This is a genomic window from Micromonospora sp. CNZ322 (assembly GCF_007827755.1).
In genome coordinates, this window is the sequence record NZ_VITD01000023.1 from 1 (window position 1) to 15,868 (window position 15,868).

At 71.6% G+C, this 15,868-nt stretch carries 17 protein-coding genes; 9 read left to right on the forward strand and 8 right to left on the reverse strand.

What is annotated here, in order from left to right; translation table 11 throughout:
• From FB453_RS34540 to FB453_RS32400, 4 genes are all read left to right on the forward strand, one after another.
• A partial coding sequence (locus FB453_RS34540; protein WP_186718696.1) for a hypothetical protein occupies positions 1–237 on the forward strand: 237 nt, incomplete at its 5' end.
• 72 nt (positions 238–309) lie between these two features.
• A complete protein-coding gene (locus tag FB453_RS32385) occupies positions 310–1,560 on the forward strand; it encodes an HNH endonuclease signature motif containing protein (protein ID WP_145796373.1) in 1,251 nt (416 codons plus the stop codon).
• 192 nt (positions 1,561–1,752) lie between these two features.
• Positions 1,753–2,064 carry a hypothetical protein gene (locus FB453_RS34705; protein WP_222431452.1) on the forward strand — a complete coding sequence of 104 codons (312 nt, stop codon included), beginning with the start codon at positions 1,753–1,755 and terminating at the stop codon, positions 2,062–2,064.
• A gap of 239 nt (positions 2,065–2,303) precedes the next feature.
• Positions 2,304–4,667 (forward strand): HelD family protein, encoded by a 2,364-nt coding sequence (locus tag FB453_RS32400; RefSeq protein ID WP_486480568.1) that lies wholly within the window; start codon positions 2,304–2,306, stop codon positions 4,665–4,667.
• On the opposite strand, the gene FB453_RS32405 is transcribed toward FB453_RS32400, so the two are convergent.
• From FB453_RS32405 to FB453_RS32420, 4 genes are read right to left on the reverse strand one after another with little or no spacing between them, the layout of a single operon-like run.
• A complete protein-coding gene (locus tag FB453_RS32405; RefSeq protein WP_145796375.1) occupies positions 4,656–5,267 on the reverse strand; it encodes a hypothetical protein in 612 nt (203 codons plus the stop codon). The two genes, FB453_RS32400 and FB453_RS32405, sit on opposite strands and share 12 nt — an antisense overlap.
• The gene (locus tag FB453_RS32410) at positions 5,267–5,611 is read right to left on the reverse strand and encodes a YbaB/EbfC family nucleoid-associated protein (protein WP_112586413.1); all 345 of its coding nucleotides are present in this window, start codon (positions 5,609–5,611) and stop codon (positions 5,267–5,269) included. Before FB453_RS32410 ends, FB453_RS32405 begins: the two co-directional genes overlap by 1 nt.
• 9 nt (positions 5,612–5,620) lie before the next feature.
• Positions 5,621–6,547: a WXG100 family type VII secretion target gene (locus FB453_RS32415; RefSeq protein ID WP_112586411.1), complete on the reverse strand. Its 927-nt coding sequence runs from the start codon at positions 6,545–6,547 to the stop codon at positions 5,621–5,623.
• Positions 6,544–6,939 carry a type VII secretion target gene (locus FB453_RS32420; RefSeq protein WP_112606247.1) on the reverse strand — a complete coding sequence of 132 codons (396 nt, stop codon included), beginning with the start codon at positions 6,937–6,939 and terminating at the stop codon, positions 6,544–6,546. The genes FB453_RS32415 and FB453_RS32420 overlap by 4 nt, the downstream gene beginning before the upstream one ends.
• A gap of 134 nt (positions 6,940–7,073) precedes the next feature.
• On the opposite strand from FB453_RS32420, the gene FB453_RS32425 reads away from it, so the two are divergent.
• The 5 genes from FB453_RS32425 (at position 7,074) to FB453_RS32445 (ending at position 10,571) form a co-directional block, all read left to right on the forward strand.
• A complete protein-coding gene (locus tag FB453_RS32425) occupies positions 7,074–7,718 on the forward strand; it encodes a transporter (RefSeq protein ID WP_145796377.1) in 645 nt (214 codons plus the stop codon).
• Positions 7,715–8,026, forward strand: a complete 312-nt coding sequence (locus tag FB453_RS32430; protein WP_112586405.1) for a transcriptional regulator — start codon at positions 7,715–7,717, stop codon at positions 8,024–8,026. The genes FB453_RS32425 and FB453_RS32430 overlap by 4 nt, the downstream gene beginning before the upstream one ends.
• Positions 8,023–8,964, forward strand: coding sequence for an ABC transporter ATP-binding protein (locus tag FB453_RS32435; protein WP_145796379.1), 942 nt, complete (start codon positions 8,023–8,025; stop codon positions 8,962–8,964). The genes FB453_RS32430 and FB453_RS32435 overlap by 4 nt, the downstream gene beginning before the upstream one ends.
• A 10-nt stretch (positions 8,965–8,974) precedes the next feature.
• Complete coding sequence (locus FB453_RS32440; protein ID WP_112586401.1) at positions 8,975–9,712, forward strand: ABC transporter permease; 738 nt, start codon at positions 8,975–8,977, stop codon at positions 9,710–9,712.
• Between the two features lie 94 nt (positions 9,713–9,806).
• Positions 9,807–10,571, forward strand: coding sequence for a VOC family protein (locus FB453_RS32445; protein ID WP_091395664.1), 765 nt, complete (start codon positions 9,807–9,809; stop codon positions 10,569–10,571).
• Positions 10,572–10,587: 16 nt separating this feature from the next.
• On the opposite strand, the gene FB453_RS32450 is transcribed toward FB453_RS32445, so the two are convergent.
• The 4 genes from FB453_RS32450 to FB453_RS32465 all read right to left on the reverse strand — a co-directional run bounded on the left by FB453_RS32450 (position 10,588) and on the right by FB453_RS32465 (position 15,825).
• A complete protein-coding gene (locus FB453_RS32450; protein WP_145796381.1) occupies positions 10,588–11,391 on the reverse strand; it encodes an ABC transporter ATP-binding protein in 804 nt (267 codons plus the stop codon).
• Entirely contained in the window at positions 11,388–12,416 is a 1,029-nt protein-coding gene (locus FB453_RS32455) for a FecCD family ABC transporter permease (RefSeq protein WP_238687154.1), read from the reverse strand. The genes FB453_RS32450 and FB453_RS32455 overlap by 4 nt, the downstream gene beginning before the upstream one ends.
• A 235-nt stretch (positions 12,417–12,651) precedes the next feature.
• A complete protein-coding gene (locus FB453_RS32460; protein WP_145796383.1) occupies positions 12,652–13,581 on the reverse strand; it encodes an ABC transporter substrate-binding protein in 930 nt (309 codons plus the stop codon).
• 366 nt (positions 13,582–13,947) lie between these two features.
• A complete protein-coding gene (locus FB453_RS32465; RefSeq protein WP_145796386.1) occupies positions 13,948–15,825 on the reverse strand; it encodes a M14 family metallopeptidase in 1,878 nt (625 codons plus the stop codon).
• Between the last annotated feature and the right edge of the window lie 43 nt (positions 15,826–15,868).

Consider the following 15,868-nt stretch of genomic DNA (forward strand, 5'->3'; position numbering starts at 1 on the left):
TCGGCGCGGCGCGGCTTCGGCGCGGCGCGGCTTCGGCGCGGCGCGGCTTCGGCGCGGCGCGGCTTCGGCGCGGCGCGGCTTCGGCGCGGCGCGGCGCGGCTTCGGCGCGGCGCGGCGCGGCTTCGGCGCGGCTTCGGCGCGGCGCGGCGCGGCTTCGGCGCGGCGAGCGCGGCCGCGCAAGCGGGCACGGCAAGCGGGCACGGCAAGCGGGCACGGCAAGCGGGCAGCAAACGATGATCGACGAAGGTTAGTTTTGCTGATTGATCAAGACGAATCGAAAGTGTCGTACGCCAGTTCTATTCTGCTTTCATGTTGGAGGTGTTGACGCAGGTGGACGGGGCAGTTGACGACTGCGTCGAGACCGCGCTCTGGGCGCTCTCCGATGACGACTTGCTTGCTTCTCTCGACGCGACTCAGGTCTTGGCGCAGCGGTTGGCCGCCGTTCAGCTCGGTCTGGTCCGCGAGTTGGACGGTCGCGGGGTGGCGGTCACCCAGGGCGCCTCGTCCACCGCCGTCTGGCTTCGGGAGCGGCTGCGGCTCTCGGGTCGCAGCGCCCGCCAGCTGGTCCAGCTCGCCGCCACCATCGACGCCGCCCCGCCAGCGGTGCGCGACGCGCTGCTCAGCGGTGCCATCACCGTCGAGCAGGGTCGGGTGGTGGCCGAGACGATCGCCGCCCTCCCGGTCGAAGCCGGTCCCGAGGTGGCGGACAAGGCCACCCAACTACTGGTCGCCTGGGCCGACCGTTTCGACCCGACAAGCCTGAGCCGGCTCGGGGAGCGCGTCCTCGCGCACGTCGCCCCGGAGTTGGCCGACCAGGCCGAGTTGAAGGCTCTGGAGCGGGCCACCGAGCGGGCCGAGACCCGCCGGCACGTCACGCTCTCCGAGCAACAGCACGGCCAGGTACGCCTCAGCGGCAACCTCGACACCGAAACCGCGAGCCTGCTGCGCGAGGCGATCGATCCGCTCTGCGCCCCGGCCGGTGAACACGATGACCGCAGTCCTGGTCAGCGCCGCGCCGACGCGTTGGGCGAGATCTGCCGACTGGCGCTACGCACCGGTCAGCTGCCCGACAACGGCGGCGACCGTCCTCAGCTGGTGGTGACCGTTTCGCTGGAGGAACTGGTCAACGGCGTACGCGCCGGAACACTGGAAACCGGCACGCCCCTCACCCCCGGTGCGGTCCGCCGCCTGGCCTGCGATGCGGGCGTGCTGCCGGTCGTGCTGGACGGCAACAGTCAGGTCCTGGACGTCGGCCGGCAGCGTCGACTCTTCACCGGCCCGTTGCGGCGCGCGCTGGTCCTGCGGGACGGCGGTTGTGCCTTCCCTGGTTGCGATCGACCGCCGAGATGGTGCGACGGTCACCACATCCGACACTGGGCCGACGGTGGGATGACGGCGCTGGGCAATGCGGTGCTGCTCTGCGGCTACCACCACCGTTTCATCCACCGCGGCGACTGGACGGTCCGTCTCGCGGCGGACGGTCGACCTGAATTCCTCCCGCCCAGCTGGCTCGACCCGCTGCGCACCCCGCGTCGCAACCTCTACCACCTGCGCTGCTGATGCCGCCCACCACGCCCACGCCGCCCGCCACCGCGCCTTGCGACCGCCACCGCCACCGCCGACGGCACCGCCACCACCACCGCCACAGCCGCGCCACCACCACCGCCACCACTGCGACCGCCACTGCGGCCGCGGCCGCGACTGCGACTGCGACAACCCTGCTGTCCCTGCCGCACCAAGCCGCGTCTCCCGGTGATTGATCGACTCGGCTTCCTGGGAACCGGGGCGTCGCATCGGCCCAAACACCCCGACTTCCTGAAAGCCGAGTCGATCACTGGCGTCGCGTCGGTCGCGGCGATCACGGCATCGCGGCGATCACGGCATCGCGGCGATCACGGCGTCGCGGCGATCACGGGCGTCGCGGCGATCACGGGCATCGCGGCGATCACGGGCATCGCGGCGATCACGGGCGTCGCGGCGATCACGGGCGTCGCGGCGATCACGGGCGTCGCGGCGATCACGGGCGTCGCGGCGATCACGGGCGTCGCGGCGGTCGCGGCATGAGAAAGCACGGCGCGAGGCGAGTCGTGATCGCTTAGCGACACCCGGGCGGGCAACCCGCCGTCTCGGATGGGTGGTCGCGTCGGTAATTCGCTGGATGCGTCGGGTCGGGGAGCGTAGGGTGGCAGGCCGCTTGACGGCCAAGGTGAGCTGCACCGGAACGGACGTCTTCGCGCCGGGCGGCCGGCCATCCGCCCCCGGACACGCGAGCGCGCAGCAGATGTGAACGATGGGACGTCAGCATGCCCGCACTTGACCTCGGCACCCAGCTCGACACCAACACCGACACCGACCTTGACCTCGACGCGGACTTGGCCGCCGAACGCGCACACCTCACCACCTCGCGGGCGGCGCTGGGTCGGATGCGGGAGCGGGCCGAGTCTCTCTTCGCCACCGGTGACCAGGTGGCCGGCGACGCGTACGCGGCCGAGACGCTCGGCCGTACCCTGGCCCGCCGGGTCGCCGAGCTGGCCGACGACCCGACCACTCCGCTCTTCTTCGGCCGCCTCGACTTCGCCGGCGCCCCGAACAACAGCACCACCGACAGCAGCGCCACGGACACCGGGACCACGGACAACAGGACCACGGACAACAGGACCACGAACACCGGGACCACGAACACCGGGACCACGGACAACAGCGCCACGGACAGCGGGACCAGGAACACCGGGACCACGAACAGCGGGACCGTCGAGGGCAGGACCACCGACAACGGGACCACGGACGGCGGCACCACAAGCAGCGGCACCGCGAGCGACAGGCTTACAGCCAGCAGGCTCACCAACGACCCGAACGCATCCGACACCACCGGCGATCATCACGGTCGGCGGTATCACGTGGGGCGGCGGCATGTCACCGATGAGCGTGGCGAGCCGTTGGTGCTGGACTGGCGGGCGCCGGTCTCCCGCTCGTTCTACCGGGCCAGCGTGCGGGATCCGCAGGGGGTGGCGGTTCGGCGGCGGTTCGGGTTCAGCAATGGTGTGCTGACCAGCTTCGAGGATGAGCGGCTGGATCGGGGCGAAGAGCTCGGTACGACCAGTCGGATCCTCACCGCCGAGATCGAGCGTCCGCGCGTCGGGCCAATGCGGGACATCGTCGCCACGATCCAGCCGGAGCAGGACGAGCTGGTCCGGGCTGACCTCGCAGACTCGATCTGTGTGCAGGGCGCGCCGGGTACGGGGAAGACGGCGGTGGGTCTGCACCGGGCCGCGTACCTGCTCTATCTGCACCGGGAGCGGTTGCGGCGGGCGGGTGTGCTGATCGTCGGGCCGAACCGGGCGTTCCTGTCGTACATCGCGGCGGTGCTGCCGGCGCTCGGTGAGGTCGAGGTCGAGCAGGCCACGGTGGAGGAGTTGATCTCTCGGGTGGCGGTTCGGGCGGTCGAGGCGCCGGAGGTGGCCGCGCTCAAACACGACGTACGGATGGCGAACGTGCTGCGGCGCGCGGTGCAGGGGCAGATCGGCACCCCGACCGAGTCGATCACCGTGTCGGACGGCTCGTTCCGCTGGCGGATCGGGGTGGAGCCGTTGCACCGGATCGTCGAGGAGACCCGCCGGGAGGGGCTGCCGTACGGCACGGGTCGGGAACGTGTCCAGGCACGGGTGGTGAGTCTGCTGCAACGGCAGGCCGAGGCGCGGCGTGCGGAGTCGCCCAGCGATGCCTGGCTGCGCCGGATGAGCCGCTGCCGGCCGGTGCTCGACTTCCTGGACGCGGTCTGGCCGGCGCTCACCCCGGAAGGGCTGGTGCACGGCCTGTTCTCCGACCCGACCCGGCTGGCCGCCGCGGCGGACGGGCTGCTCAGCGACGCCGAGCAGGCACAGTTGATCTGGGCGAAGCCGGCCCGCACGCCGAAGGCGACCCGTTGGACCGCTGCCGACGCGATGCTGATCGACGAGGCGACCGGGCTGCTGGAACGGCTCTCCGGGTTCGGGCACGTGGTGGTGGACGAGGCGCAGGACCTGTCCCCGATGCAGTGTCGGGCCATCGCCCGGCGCAGCGAGCACGGCTCGGTCACGCTCCTCGGTGACCTCGCCCAGGGCACCGCGCCGTGGGCGGCGACGGACTGGAGGGAATCCCTCGCCCATCTGGGCAAGCCGGACGCGGTGGTGGTGCCGTTGACCATCGGTTTCCGGGTGCCCGCCGCAGTCGTCGCATTCGCGAACCTGCTGCTCCCTGCGCTCGCGGTGGACGTACCGCCGGCCGAGTCGCTGCGCCACGACGGCGGCCTGGACGTGCGTACGGTGACCGACCTGACCTCGGCGACGGTGGCCGAGGTGCGCGCGGCGCTCGCGCACGACGGCTCGGTCGGTGTGATCGCCGCGGACGACGCGGTCGACGGCCTGCGCGCGGCGCTGGCCGAGGCCGGTGTCGAGACCGCGACCGCCGACGACGTGGCGGCCGCGGAGCGGGTCACAGTGGTGCCGGCGACGCTGGTCAAGGGCCTTGAGTACGACCATGTGGTGGTGGTCGAGCCGGCCGCGATCGTCGCGGCCGAGCCGCGCGGGCTGCACCGGCTGTACGTGGTGCTCACCCGGGCGGTGTCCCGGCTGGCGGTGCTGCACGTCGCGCCGCTGCCCGCACCGCTCGTCGACGAGTCAGCCGGCTGACAGGGCCGCCGCGACCTCCCGCAGCGGGCGGCCGGACTCGGCCAGCGGCACGTGGAACGACAGCCACGACCCGTCGCCGAAGTCGATCCGCAGCCGCTTCCAGTTCAACCGGTACCTGCCGAACCGGGCGGTCACGGCCGTGCGCGGGACGGAACCGAGCAGTTCGATGTCGGCCTGCGCCCGTTCGTCCGCCGCCGAACTGGAGAGCAGCCCGACGGGTGCTGTCGCGCCGAGCAGCAGCCGCTGGTCGGTGACCGCCAGCACGAGGGTTCGGAGGCCCGTGCCCTTCGTCGCCACGGTCAGGGCATGGTGCAGCACGGACGCTTGGGAACCTGGCTCGCCTCGACCTCCGACGCCGAAGAAGAGCCAGTCGACGGCGTTGTCCGCCCGACCGAAGGTGATGTTCGGTGAGAGCACGTTGAGCAGGACGCCCAGGAAGCCCGGCCCACCGGTGGCGGGTGGGGCCGACGGCTGCGGGGGCGGCGCCGGGGTCAGCCCGCCGCCCGCTCGCACCTGGGCCACCGCGCGAACCTGCTCCCCGGCCGGCAACAGCCGGGTGATCCCGTCGACGTACCGTGCCTGGCTCTCGTCGACGGTCATCAGCGCCCCTCGTGGTCGTCGGGCTGGCGCGGACCGGCGCCCGGCGCGCCGATGACCTCACCGACCAGCTCGCGGACCTGGGCTGCGGCGGCCTCCTGCGCCCGGTTCGCGGCTGCGGTGAACTCCTCGGCCAGGCTGTAGGAGTCCAGTCGCATCGCCCGGGGGTTCAGCTCCGTAGAAACGATTTTGCCGTCGGCCGCGGCGGTCACCCGCACCAGGCCGGAGTCGCTCACGCCCTCGGCGCTGGTCTGTTCCAGCTCCGCCATCCGGTCGGCGAGTTGCCGCTGCCATCCGTCCAGGTTGCGAGCCAGCGCCTCGATTCGGTCCAGGGCGGGGAAGGTCATGGCTGCCTCTCAGTTCACGATGGAGTCGAAGACATTCTGCACACCCACTGTGTACGGGCCCAGGTCTTCGCTGTACGTGCCGTCCACCAGGTAGTTGCGGTCCTTGTGCCCGTCGGAGATGTCGTGCAGGCCCACGCCGGTGTCCAGCAGGGCACCGCCGAAGCCGGGGATGTTGACCGGCGAGACCTGGTTGATGACGAACTTGCCCGGAAAGAGGGTCTTGAACTTCTCGACCTGGAAGGCACGTCCTTCGGGCGTCCAGCCGCCCTTGCTGAGCAGCTTGTACTGCTTCTTCCGCTGCTTGAGCTCCATGACGGTGTCCGCGTACTTGCGGAGCTGCCCGGCGACCTTGCCCAACCGGGCGGCGAGGCGGGTGAGCACCTCGGCGAACCGGGCGACGATCTTCACCATCCGACCCACTGTGGTGGCCAACCGGGCCAGCACCCGGACCACAGTGGCGGCCAACGAGACGCCGGCGCTCAGCGCCGCGGCCACCGCCGCGATGATCACCTCGGTGAGGAACCAGAGCAGGAACTCGAGGATCAGCTCGACCAGCAGGTTGAACGCGTCCACCGCCGCGTTCGCCGCCTCGACCAGCACGTCCTTGGTGCCGTCGAGCCCCTGGGCCAGCTCCTCGATCGCCGCCTCGACCGACTCCATCGAGGCATGGAAGCTCTCGGCGGCGTCGCCCGTCCAGGCGCCGCGCAACCGGGCCCGGTCGGCGATCTGGTCACCGGCGATGTCCCGTACCGCCGCGCCGGTATCCAGGCAGAGCTGCGCGGCCCGCATCAGGTCGTCCGGTTCGCCGGCGACCAGCTCCAGCAGCTGCTCGAACGGCCAGAGCACCGCGTTGGAGAGCGGCTTGAAGGGTTCGGGCGTGCCCGAGACGATCTGCTCGAAGTAGGTCTTGTTGCGCTGCAACGCCTCGGTGCTCACGCCGGCACCGAACCGTTCGGAGCGCCGGTGCCACCCGACCAGGGGCCGGGCGCGATGACGTCGGGAGCCGGCGGCCGGCCGGGCACGAACAGATCGGTGTTGGCCACGTCGGTGCCCGTGTAGGCGGCGGCGGTGTCGGTGAGCCCTTCGGCGATGTCCGCCATCATCTCGGCGCCGTCGGCCAGCCCTTGCAGGCACGCCTCGAACTGCTCGGCGTACGTCGCCGCGAGGTTGAAGGACGCCGGCATCACCCCGAAGGCGTGCCGTGGGACGTGCCCGTCGCCGAAGGCGCGGTGCAGCTCGCGGAAACGGGCTGCCCGATCCTTGGACCCGGCGGCGAACGCCGTCAGAGCCTCCGGCTGGACCTCCAACTCATTGCTCGGGCTTGACACGGACCCTCCCCTGTGGCCTGTGCGACGGATCAGTCGCCACGACTGACCACCATAGGCACTGCTCGCCGCGATCGGGGGTCCCGTCGGTGATGACGGGGTCACCCGATTCGACTTTGTTCCGTAAAGTAGTTTGCGTGGACCTCGACGATGATTCACCACCCACCGATGCCGCAGCGGCGCTCCGGCTGATCCAGGACCAGCGGTCGGCGACGGCACGCCGGCTCGATCCCGACGCCCGCCTGCTCTACTGGCCGTGGGGTGTCGCCTGGCTGGTCGGTTTCGGGCTGTTCTTCCTGCGGTTCCCCCCGGGTGATCAGGCGCTGGCTCACCTGCCGAGCTGGCTGCCACTGACCGTCCTCTTCGTACTGCTCGCGGCCGCCGGAGCGACCCAGGCGGTGGTCAGCGTGCGGGCCTACGGCCAGGTGACCGGCGACTCCGCCCGGCGTGGGCAGTGGTACGGGTACGCCTGGGCCCTCGGTTCGGTGAGCGTCTACGCGGGGCTCGGCCGGATCTCCGAACACCTGCCGCACGACCTGGCTGCGCTGCTCTGGTCGGCGACCGCCGTCGGGCTGACCGGTGCGCTGCACATGGCCGGCGGGGCGGTCTGGCTGGACCAGGACCTGTTCCGCCTCGGCGTCTGGATCAGCGTGATCAACCTGATCGGCGCAATCGCCGGGCCGGGCTGGCACCCGCTCGTCGTGGCGGTGGCCGGCGGTGGCGGAATGCTGGTGGCCGGCGCGCTCGCCCGGCGCCGACAGCGACAGCGACAGCAGCCGTGACCGAGCTGGATCCGGTCATCCACGCGCAGGCTCGGCTGCGGGTGGTCGCCAGCCTCTCCGCTCTCAACGTCGGCGACAAGATCGCGTTCCCCCGCCTACAGGAGCTGCTCGCGATGACCGCCGGCAACCTCTCGGTGCACCTGCGCAAACTTGAGGACGCCGGCTACGTGGAGATCAGCAAGACCCACCGTGGACGCACCCCGGCGACCCTGGTCGGGCTCAGCCGGCGAGGTCGGTTGGCGTTCGAGGAGTACACCGAAGCGATCCACGCCCTGCTCGACCCCGCCCCGTCGAAGGAGCAGCCATGACCCTCGCCCGCGCCGAACAGGCCAGCCGCCGGTACGGCGACGTCCTCGCCCTCGATCGTGTCGACCTGGAGGTCCGGGCCGGTGAGCTGGTCGGCCTGCTCGGGCCGAACGGTGCCGGCAAGAGCACCCTGATGAACCTGCTGGTGGGCCTGCGCCGCCCCAGCTCCGGGCGGGTGGAGCTGTTCGGTCGCGACCCCCGCGACCCGGCGAGCCGGCGGCAGATCGGGGTCACCCCGCAGGAGACCGGTCTACCCGGCACGCTGCGCGTCGGCGAGGTGGTCGACTTCGTCTCCGCGCACTACCCCGACCCGGTGCCCCGGGCCGAACTGCTCGACCGTTTCGGGCTCGCCGATCTCGCCCGACGGCAGACCGGTGGGCTCTCCGGCGGGCAGCGCCGCCGGTTGGCGGTGGCGTTGGCGTTCGTCGGCCGGCCCCGGCTGGTGCTGCTCGACGAGCCGACCACGGGCCTGGACGTGGCCGCCCGGCACACCCTGTGGGAGGCGATCCGGGCATTTCACGACGACGGCGGCACCGTGCTGTTGAGCAGCCACTACCTGGAGGAGGTGGAGGCGCTCGCCCACCGGGTGGTGGTCATCGGGCAGGGCCGGGTGCTCGCCGACGACACAGTGGACGCGGTGCGCGGCATCGTGGGCGTACGCCGGGTCAGCCTGGTCGCCGACAACCTGCCCGACCTGCCGGGGGTGGTGCGCACCGAACGGGTCGACGGTCGGCTGCACCTGCTCACCACCGACGCCGACGAGCTGGTCCGAGCGCTGGTCACGGCCCAGACCCCATTCACCGACCTGGAGGTACGGCCGACCTCGCTCGAGGAGGCGTTCCTCGCCATCACCAGCGGAGAGGCGACCAGCGCAGACGTGCCCGCCGGCACCGAACGACCCACCACCGCCGCTGCCGGCGGCCGACCCACAACAGTTTGAGGAGGCGACCGTGCAGCTCGCCCTGGTCCACGCCCGCTACCAACTCCTGGAGATCATCCGGATTCCGGTGGCCGTCTTCGGCAGCGCCTTCTTCCCGGCCGCCGCCATGATCTTCTTCGTGGTGCCGTTCGCCGGTGACGACGCGGTCGGTGCCACCTACGCCACCGCGTCGATGGTCACCTTCTCGGTGATGAGCGCCAACATCTTCCAGTACGGCGTCGGCGTCGCCGAGGACCGCGACCAGCCCTGGAACCCGTACACCCGGACCCTGCCGGCCGGGCCGGCCCCACGGTTCGCCGGCCGCGTGCTGGCCGGCCTGGCGCTGACCTACCTCTCGCTGATCCCGGTCGTGGTGATCGGCGCGACGCTGACCGCGGCCCAGGTCACCCCGGCGGCGTTCCTGCTGGCTCTCGGCACCGTGGCCGTCATCTCGGTGCCGTTCACGCTGATGGGGCTCGCCATCGGCTACTCGCTGCCGAGCAAGGCGGCGATCGTGGTGGCGCAGGTGCTCTTCCTGCCGCTCGCGTTCGGCGGCGGCCTGCTCTCCGCGCCGGGCGACGCGCCCGGGTTCATCGAGACGATCGCGCCGTACCTGCCCACCCGGGGCGCGGCCGAACTGATGTGGGCGGCGGTGGCCGACTACGACGTGGAGCCGCTGGCAGTGATCATGCTCGGTGTCTGGGTGGTGCTGCTCGCCGCGCTCGCCGGCTGGGCGTACCGGCGGGACGAGGGTCGCCGGTTCAGCTGACGATTCGTCCGTTTTCGCCCCGGGCTGCGGCGGGACGGTGCCAGGATTCCGGCAGGGGGCCGCCGTGGCCGCCCGGGCCGAGAGGGGTCTTGACGTGAGCACCGTCCCGCCGGGTACGCCCTGCTGGGCCGACCTGGCCACCCCGGACCTGACCGACGCACGGCGCTTCTATCCGGAGCTGTTCGGGTGGACCGGCCAGGTCACCCCGGAGCCCGAGGCGGGCGGCTATACGGTCTTCCTGCTCGACGGTAAGCCGGTGGCCGGCGCCGGCCCGCCCGCGATCCCGGACCAGATTCCGATCTGGTCGACGTACCTCGCCACCGACGACGCCGAACTGGTCGCAGGCCGGGTCGAACGGGCCGGCGGGCAGGTCGTCGTACCCCCGTTCGAGGTCTTCGACAGGGGCTGGATGGCGGTCTTCGCCGACCCGGCCGGCGCCACGTTCAGCGTCTGGCAGCCGCTGGCCATGGCCGGTGCCGAGGTGTTCAACGTGCCGGGCGCGATGAGCTGGAACGAGCTGGTCACCCCCGACCCCGAGGGCGCGAAGGTCTTCTACGAGCTGGTGTTCGGCTGGCAGCCCGACGACCAGGCGGTGGGCGCGATGACGTACACCGGGTGGCGGCTCGGGACGCAGATCGTCGCCGGGATGATGCCGCCGCTGGCCGACGACTTCCCGGCCGACCTGCCCGCGTACTGGACGGTGTACTTCGCGGTGGCCGACGCGGACGCCGCCGCGGCCCGCGCCGCCGAGCTGGGCGGAACGATTCTGGTCCCGCCCCGCGACATCCCGGCGGGCCGCTTCGCCGCCCTGCGCGACCCCCAGGGCGCCCTCTTCTCCGTCATCGACCTGGGCCCCTGACCCAGCGCCTGCGTGCTCAGGGGCGGGTGGGGCGGACGGGGACCACCAACGGGCCGTGGGCGCCGGGGACCACCCGGACGCTCGCCCGGTAGTGGGTGGCGAGCAGTTCCTCGGTCAGCACCTCGGGCGGAGTCCCGGCGGCCACCACCTGACCGGCGGCGAGCATCACCATCCGGTCGGCGTACTCACCGGCCAGGGAGAGGTCGTGCATCGTGGCCAGGACGGTCAGGCCGTGCTCGCGGCGTAGCTGGTCGACGACTTCGAGCACGTCCTGCTGGTGGCCGATGTCGAGCGCGCTGGTCGGCTCGTCGAGCAGCAGCAGCGTCGCGCCCTGGGCGAGCGCGCGGGCGAGGAACACCCGCTGGCGTTCGCCGCCGGAGAGGGTGGCCAGTTCGCGACGGTGGAAGCCGGCGAGGTCCAACTGCCCCAGCACCTCGTGCACAGCGTCGACGTCGGCGGTCGACTCCCGGCCCAGGGTCGGGATGTACGGAGTGCGGCCGAGCAGCACGTAGTCCAGCACCGACATGCCGGGCGGCACCACCGGGGACTGTGCCACAGTGGCCACTATCCGGGCGCGGTCCCGACGGCGCAGCGCGGCACTCGGCGTACCGAAGAGGGTGATCGCCTTCGGCGCGGGCAGCAGGCCACCGACGGCGCGCAACAGGGTGGATTTGCCGGCGCCGTTCGGGCCGATCACGGTGACCCACTCGCCGACGGCGACGGTGAGGTCGACGCCGGTCAGGATCGGCGTGCCACCGAGAGCGACGTGCAGCCCGCGCACCTCGACGGCCGGCGTGCCGGCGGCGGGTTCGCGGCTCATGTGAGCACTCGCCGGGCGGTCCGCAGCACGAGGACGAAGAACGGGCCACCCAGCAGGGCGGTCACCACTCCGATCGGCAGCTCGGACGGAGCGGCGACGGTGCGGGCCACCACGTCGGTCAGCGCCAGGAACGCGCCGCCGAACAGCAGTGACATCGGCAGGATCACCCGGTAGCTGGACCCGGCGAGCAGCCGGACGGTGTGCGGCACGATGATGCCGACGAAGCCGATCAGGCCGGTCGCGGAGACCGCCGCCGCGGTGCCCAGCGAGGCGGCGGCGATCAACAGGTACCGGGTGCGCTGCGGGTGCAGGCCCAGACTTCTCGCCTCGTCGTCGCCGACCGCGAGGACGTCCAGCTCGCGGCGGTGCAGCAGCACCACCACAGTGGTCAGCGCGGCGTACGGCAGCACCAGCAGCACGTCGTGCCAACCGGCGGTGGCCAGCCGGCCGAGCAACCAGGAGTAGACCGGCTGGATGCTGTCGGCGTGCCGTTGCAGGAGGTACGTCTGCCCGGCGGAGAGGAACGCGGAAACCGCCACCCCGGCCAGGATCAGCATGGCCGGTGACCCGCGTCGCCCACCGGCCGCACCGAGCACGTAGGTCATGGTGACGGCGAGCAGCGAACCGGCGAACGCGGCCAGCGGAATGGTCATCGGCAACCCGGAGAGCGTGCCCTGCCGGCCGGCGCCGCCGAGGGCGATCGCCGCGGTGACCGCGAGGCCGGCGCCGGCGGCCACACCGAGCAGGTACGGGTCGGCCAGGGGGTTGCGGAACACGCCCTGGTAGCAACCACCGGCGAGGGCGAGCAGACCGCCGACCAGCAGGCCCAGCACCACCCGGGGCAGGCGCAGCTCGGTGACGATAGCGATCTCACGCTCGGTCAGCCCGCTGTCGAGGTGCACCCCGGGAAACAGGTTGAGCAGCTCGGCGGCGACGCTGCCCGGGGGCAGGCTCACCGGCCCGAGCGACACCCCGACGACGAGCGCGACGAGCACCGCGACCAACCCCGCGACCAACCACCGCATGCGCAGCCCGGCGGGCCGGCCCCCGGACGCCAGCCCGGCGGGCCGGGCCTCGGACGACAACCCGGCAGACCGAGTCACGGCAGGTTGCCCGGCGGGCCGGACTGTGGAGGGCAGCCCGGCGGGCCGGGCCTCGGCAGGAGGCTCGGCCCGCTCAGACGACGGCGGCGGCTCGGCCGGCCGACCGGTTGGTGCCGGATCGGACACCTTTCGCGGCCCGGTCACCGACGGACGACGGTCACGCGGGCACCTTGGCGACCGCGTCGATGATGACCCGGAGCAGGTCCACGACCCGCGGGCCCCAGCGGGAGGCGACGTCGTCGTCCAGGGCGACGACCTGGTTGTTCTTCACAGCGGTGAGGCCGGCCCAGCCACTGCGCGCCTTGACCGTGTCGGCGTTCTGCTGGCAGCACTTGGCATCGGCCAGGAAGACGAAGTCCGGGTCGGCCTTGACGATGAACTCCTGGGACAGCTGCGGGTAGCCGAAGCTCTTACCGTCCGCGTCGGCCGGGTCGGCGATGTTGGTCAGGCCGGCCTGGCTGTAGAGCGAGCCGATGAAGGTCTTGCTGGTGGCGCTGTACAGCTCCGGGCCCAGCTCGTGGAAGTAGGTGAGCTTCTCGGTGCGCTGCGGCAGGTCCTTGACCAGCTTGGCGATGTCGTCCTTCATCCGGGTGGCGACGTCGGTGGCCTGGTCGGCGTGCCCGGTCAGCGTGCCCAGCTCGGTGATCTGCCGGTACGAGTCGTCGAGCGTGGTCGCCGCCGGGGTCTGGTACACCGGGATCTTCAGCTTGCCGAGCTGCTCGACGATCTTGTTGCGGTCGTCGGAGAGCACCACGAGGTCGGGGTTCTTACCGGCGATCGCCTCGGCGTTCGGCTGGAAGGCGGAGAGGTCGGTCTTGGGCACGTCGGCCGGGTAGTTCGACTGGTCGTCGACGGCGGTCACCTGCGGGCCGGCACCGATCGCGAAGAGCATCTCGGTGGCGGTGGGCGACAGCACGACGATCTTCTCGGGGCGCTTGTCGAGGGTGAGCGCGCCGACGGTGACCGGGTAGGCGGCGGCCGCGGTGCCGGTGCTCGGCTGGTCGTCGGCCTTCTCGGCGCAGGCGCCGAGGGCGAGCGCGGTGACCGCGAGGGTCGCCGCGAAGAACCGAGGGGTACGTCTGAACATGGGGGCCTCCTGTCGGTCGAGGAGTGTGGTGCTTCGCCGACAGGGACTTTCGTACGCCCGCCCACGAGGCGCCCTTCCTCGAGAGCGCGTTTCGCGACCGATCCGTAGGCGACCTGGCTCGTCCCCACCTACCGGTGGGGCATCACAGTTGCGGGACAGCGCCGGGTTTCGTACCGGCTTCGCTGCGGACTGGTCGCTAAGACGGTAGCGCACCGCCAGGACGTGCCGGATCGATCAAGGGCCGGTCGACAGCCGTCGATACCTCGGACACCCGCACCACGCGGGGCGGGGAGGCATATGTCCGAGATCCTGGGCTTTCGGAGCGGGTGGTGGGGCCCCGCCGGGGCGGGACGGGGCCCCACCCGATCAGGAGGACGTGATGGTGACGTTGTCCACAGCCGCCTCGACCAGGCTGGCCCCGGACGCGTCCGCAGCCTCAACGAGCACGCGGACCGACTGGCCGGCGTACGGGGTGAGGTTGAGGTTGGCGACCGCCCAGCTCCCGTTGCGGTTGCTGGCCGCTCCGGTCTGGGTGAGCAGCGCTGTGGTGCCGCCGTTGTGCACCACGCTCACCCGCAGGTAGTCCGCCGACGAGGCGTTCGAGCCGTGAGCCAGGTACCAGGCGAGTGAGAGGGTCAGCGTGCCGGACGACGGCAGGGTCACCGCCGGGGACCGGGCACTGGTCACGCCGCCGTCGACGTCGTAGTCACCGGCCGCCGAGCCGGCGAGCCGGCCGGTGACCAGGTCGTTGGACCCGGCGTACGGGGTGAGCTGCTTGGCTCCGGAGGACGTGGTCGCCTGGGCGGCGCCCCGCTCGAACGCGCCGAGGGTGGCGGTGTCGGTGCCGCCCGGGTTGATGGTCCAGCCGGTGGCGGTCTCGAAGGTGTCCGACCAGACAGTGGTGCCGCCACCGCCGCCGCAGTACTGCGACTGCTTGCCGATGGCCCGGTACGGGCAGTCGGCGTACTCGCTGAGGATCAGCACCGCCTCCCGGTTGCGCGAGGTCTGCGCCGGGATCACCTCGTCGGGCGGGTAGAAGCCGCCGCCACCGGACGAGCCCGGGTACATCTCGAACGTGTACGCCCAGATGTTGTGGGTGGCCCACATCCAGTCGAGGCTGTCTCCGTCGGTGATGTAGAGATCGCTGGACTGTTCCGGGGTGTAGCCGTTGGTGGCCGCCATCTGCTGACCGATGGTGGCGAAGGTGTTGTACTGGTCGGCGTTCATCCCGGTCGCGGTGTTCGCTGTGGTGTAGCCGTACGGCCAGAGCACCAGCTGCGAGTACGTGTGGAAGTCGATGTTGGCCTTGATCTGCTGCACCCCGCCGACCACCCGGCCGTTGACGAAGTTGCGCAGCGCCTGCGTCTCGGGCGCGGAGAACGCCGACGGCCCCCGGTAGGTCTCCGACGAGGTGCTGCCGGACGAGCCGCCACAGCATCCCCAGTTGTAGGACCAGTTGCGGTTCAGGTCGGTGCCGACGTTGGACGAGCCGCTGTTGGGCTGCCGGTTCTTGCGCCAGGAACGGTACGACCCGGTGGCGATGTCGTACTCGCTGCCGTCCGGGTTGACCGTCGGCACGATCCAGAGCTCCCGGCCGTTGACGATGTTGGTGATCCGGGAGTCGCTGCCGTAGCTGTCGGTGAAGAGGTTGAGCAGGTAGATCGCCATCTCGACGGTCAGGTGCTCACGGGCGTGCTGCTGCGAGTTGAAGAGGATCTCCGGCTCGTTCTCGTCGGTGCCGACGTTGTCGGAGATCTTCACCGCCATCAGGTCGCGGCCCTCGTACGACGAACCGATGCTGATCTTGCGGGCGATCGCCGGGTGGTCGGCGACGACCTGGTTCACGACGGCGGTCAGTTCCGCGTAGTCGTGGTAGTTCGAGTCGGCCGGCGGGAAGGCCTGCGTCCCGAAGTCGCCGGCACCGCGCTCGGCGTTGGGTGGCGGGGCGAGCGGTTCCAGCCGGAAGCCGAGCTTGCCGATCGCGGCGGCCTCGCTCGCGGTGGCCGAGATGTGCAGCACGCCGTGTTCGGAGTAGTCGATGGCGGCTCCGGTGCGGGCCACCGCGTTGCGGTCGGCGAGGGTCCGGGGCCCGAGCACCCGGTAGCCGGCGGCAGCCTGCTCAGCGGTGCGGTCCGGTGCCGGTCGGGCGGCGACCGGACCGGCGGCGACGGTGACGATGCCCAGCCCGGTGACGACAGCGAGCACCAGGACACGGCGGAGGGGGATGGGCGTGCGGAGGGCCATGGACTACCTCCTCGATGGGCGGGAGATCCCGCTTGGTGAAGGA

Bases quoted from the DNA above. Each gene is read 5' to 3' on its own strand.
- FB453_RS32385 (WP_145796373.1), top strand. From the start codon at position 310: ATGTTGGAGGTGTTGACGCAGGTGGACGGGGCAGTTGACGACTGCGTC.
- FB453_RS32400 (WP_486480568.1), top strand. From the start codon at position 2,304: ATGCCCGCACTTGACCTCGGCACCCAGCTCGACACCAACACCGACACC.
- FB453_RS32405 (WP_145796375.1), bottom strand. From the start codon at position 5,267: ATGACCGTCGACGAGAGCCAGGCACGGTACGTCGACGGGATCACCCGG.
- FB453_RS32410 (WP_112586413.1), bottom strand. From the start codon at position 5,611: ATGACCTTCCCCGCCCTGGACCGAATCGAGGCGCTGGCTCGCAACCTG.
- FB453_RS32435 (WP_145796379.1), top strand. From the start codon at position 8,023: ATGACCCTCGCCCGCGCCGAACAGGCCAGCCGCCGGTACGGCGACGTC.
- FB453_RS32450 (WP_145796381.1), bottom strand. From the start codon at position 11,391: ATGAGCCGCGAACCCGCCGCCGGCACGCCGGCCGTCGAGGTGCGCGGG.
- FB453_RS32455 (WP_238687154.1), bottom strand. From the start codon at position 12,416: ATGCGGTGGTTGGTCGCGGGGTTGGTCGCGGTGCTCGTCGCGCTCGTC.
- FB453_RS32460 (WP_145796383.1), bottom strand. From the start codon at position 13,581: ATGTTCAGACGTACCCCTCGGTTCTTCGCGGCGACCCTCGCGGTCACC.
- FB453_RS32465 (WP_145796386.1), bottom strand. From the start codon at position 15,825: ATGGCCCTCCGCACGCCCATCCCCCTCCGCCGTGTCCTGGTGCTCGCT.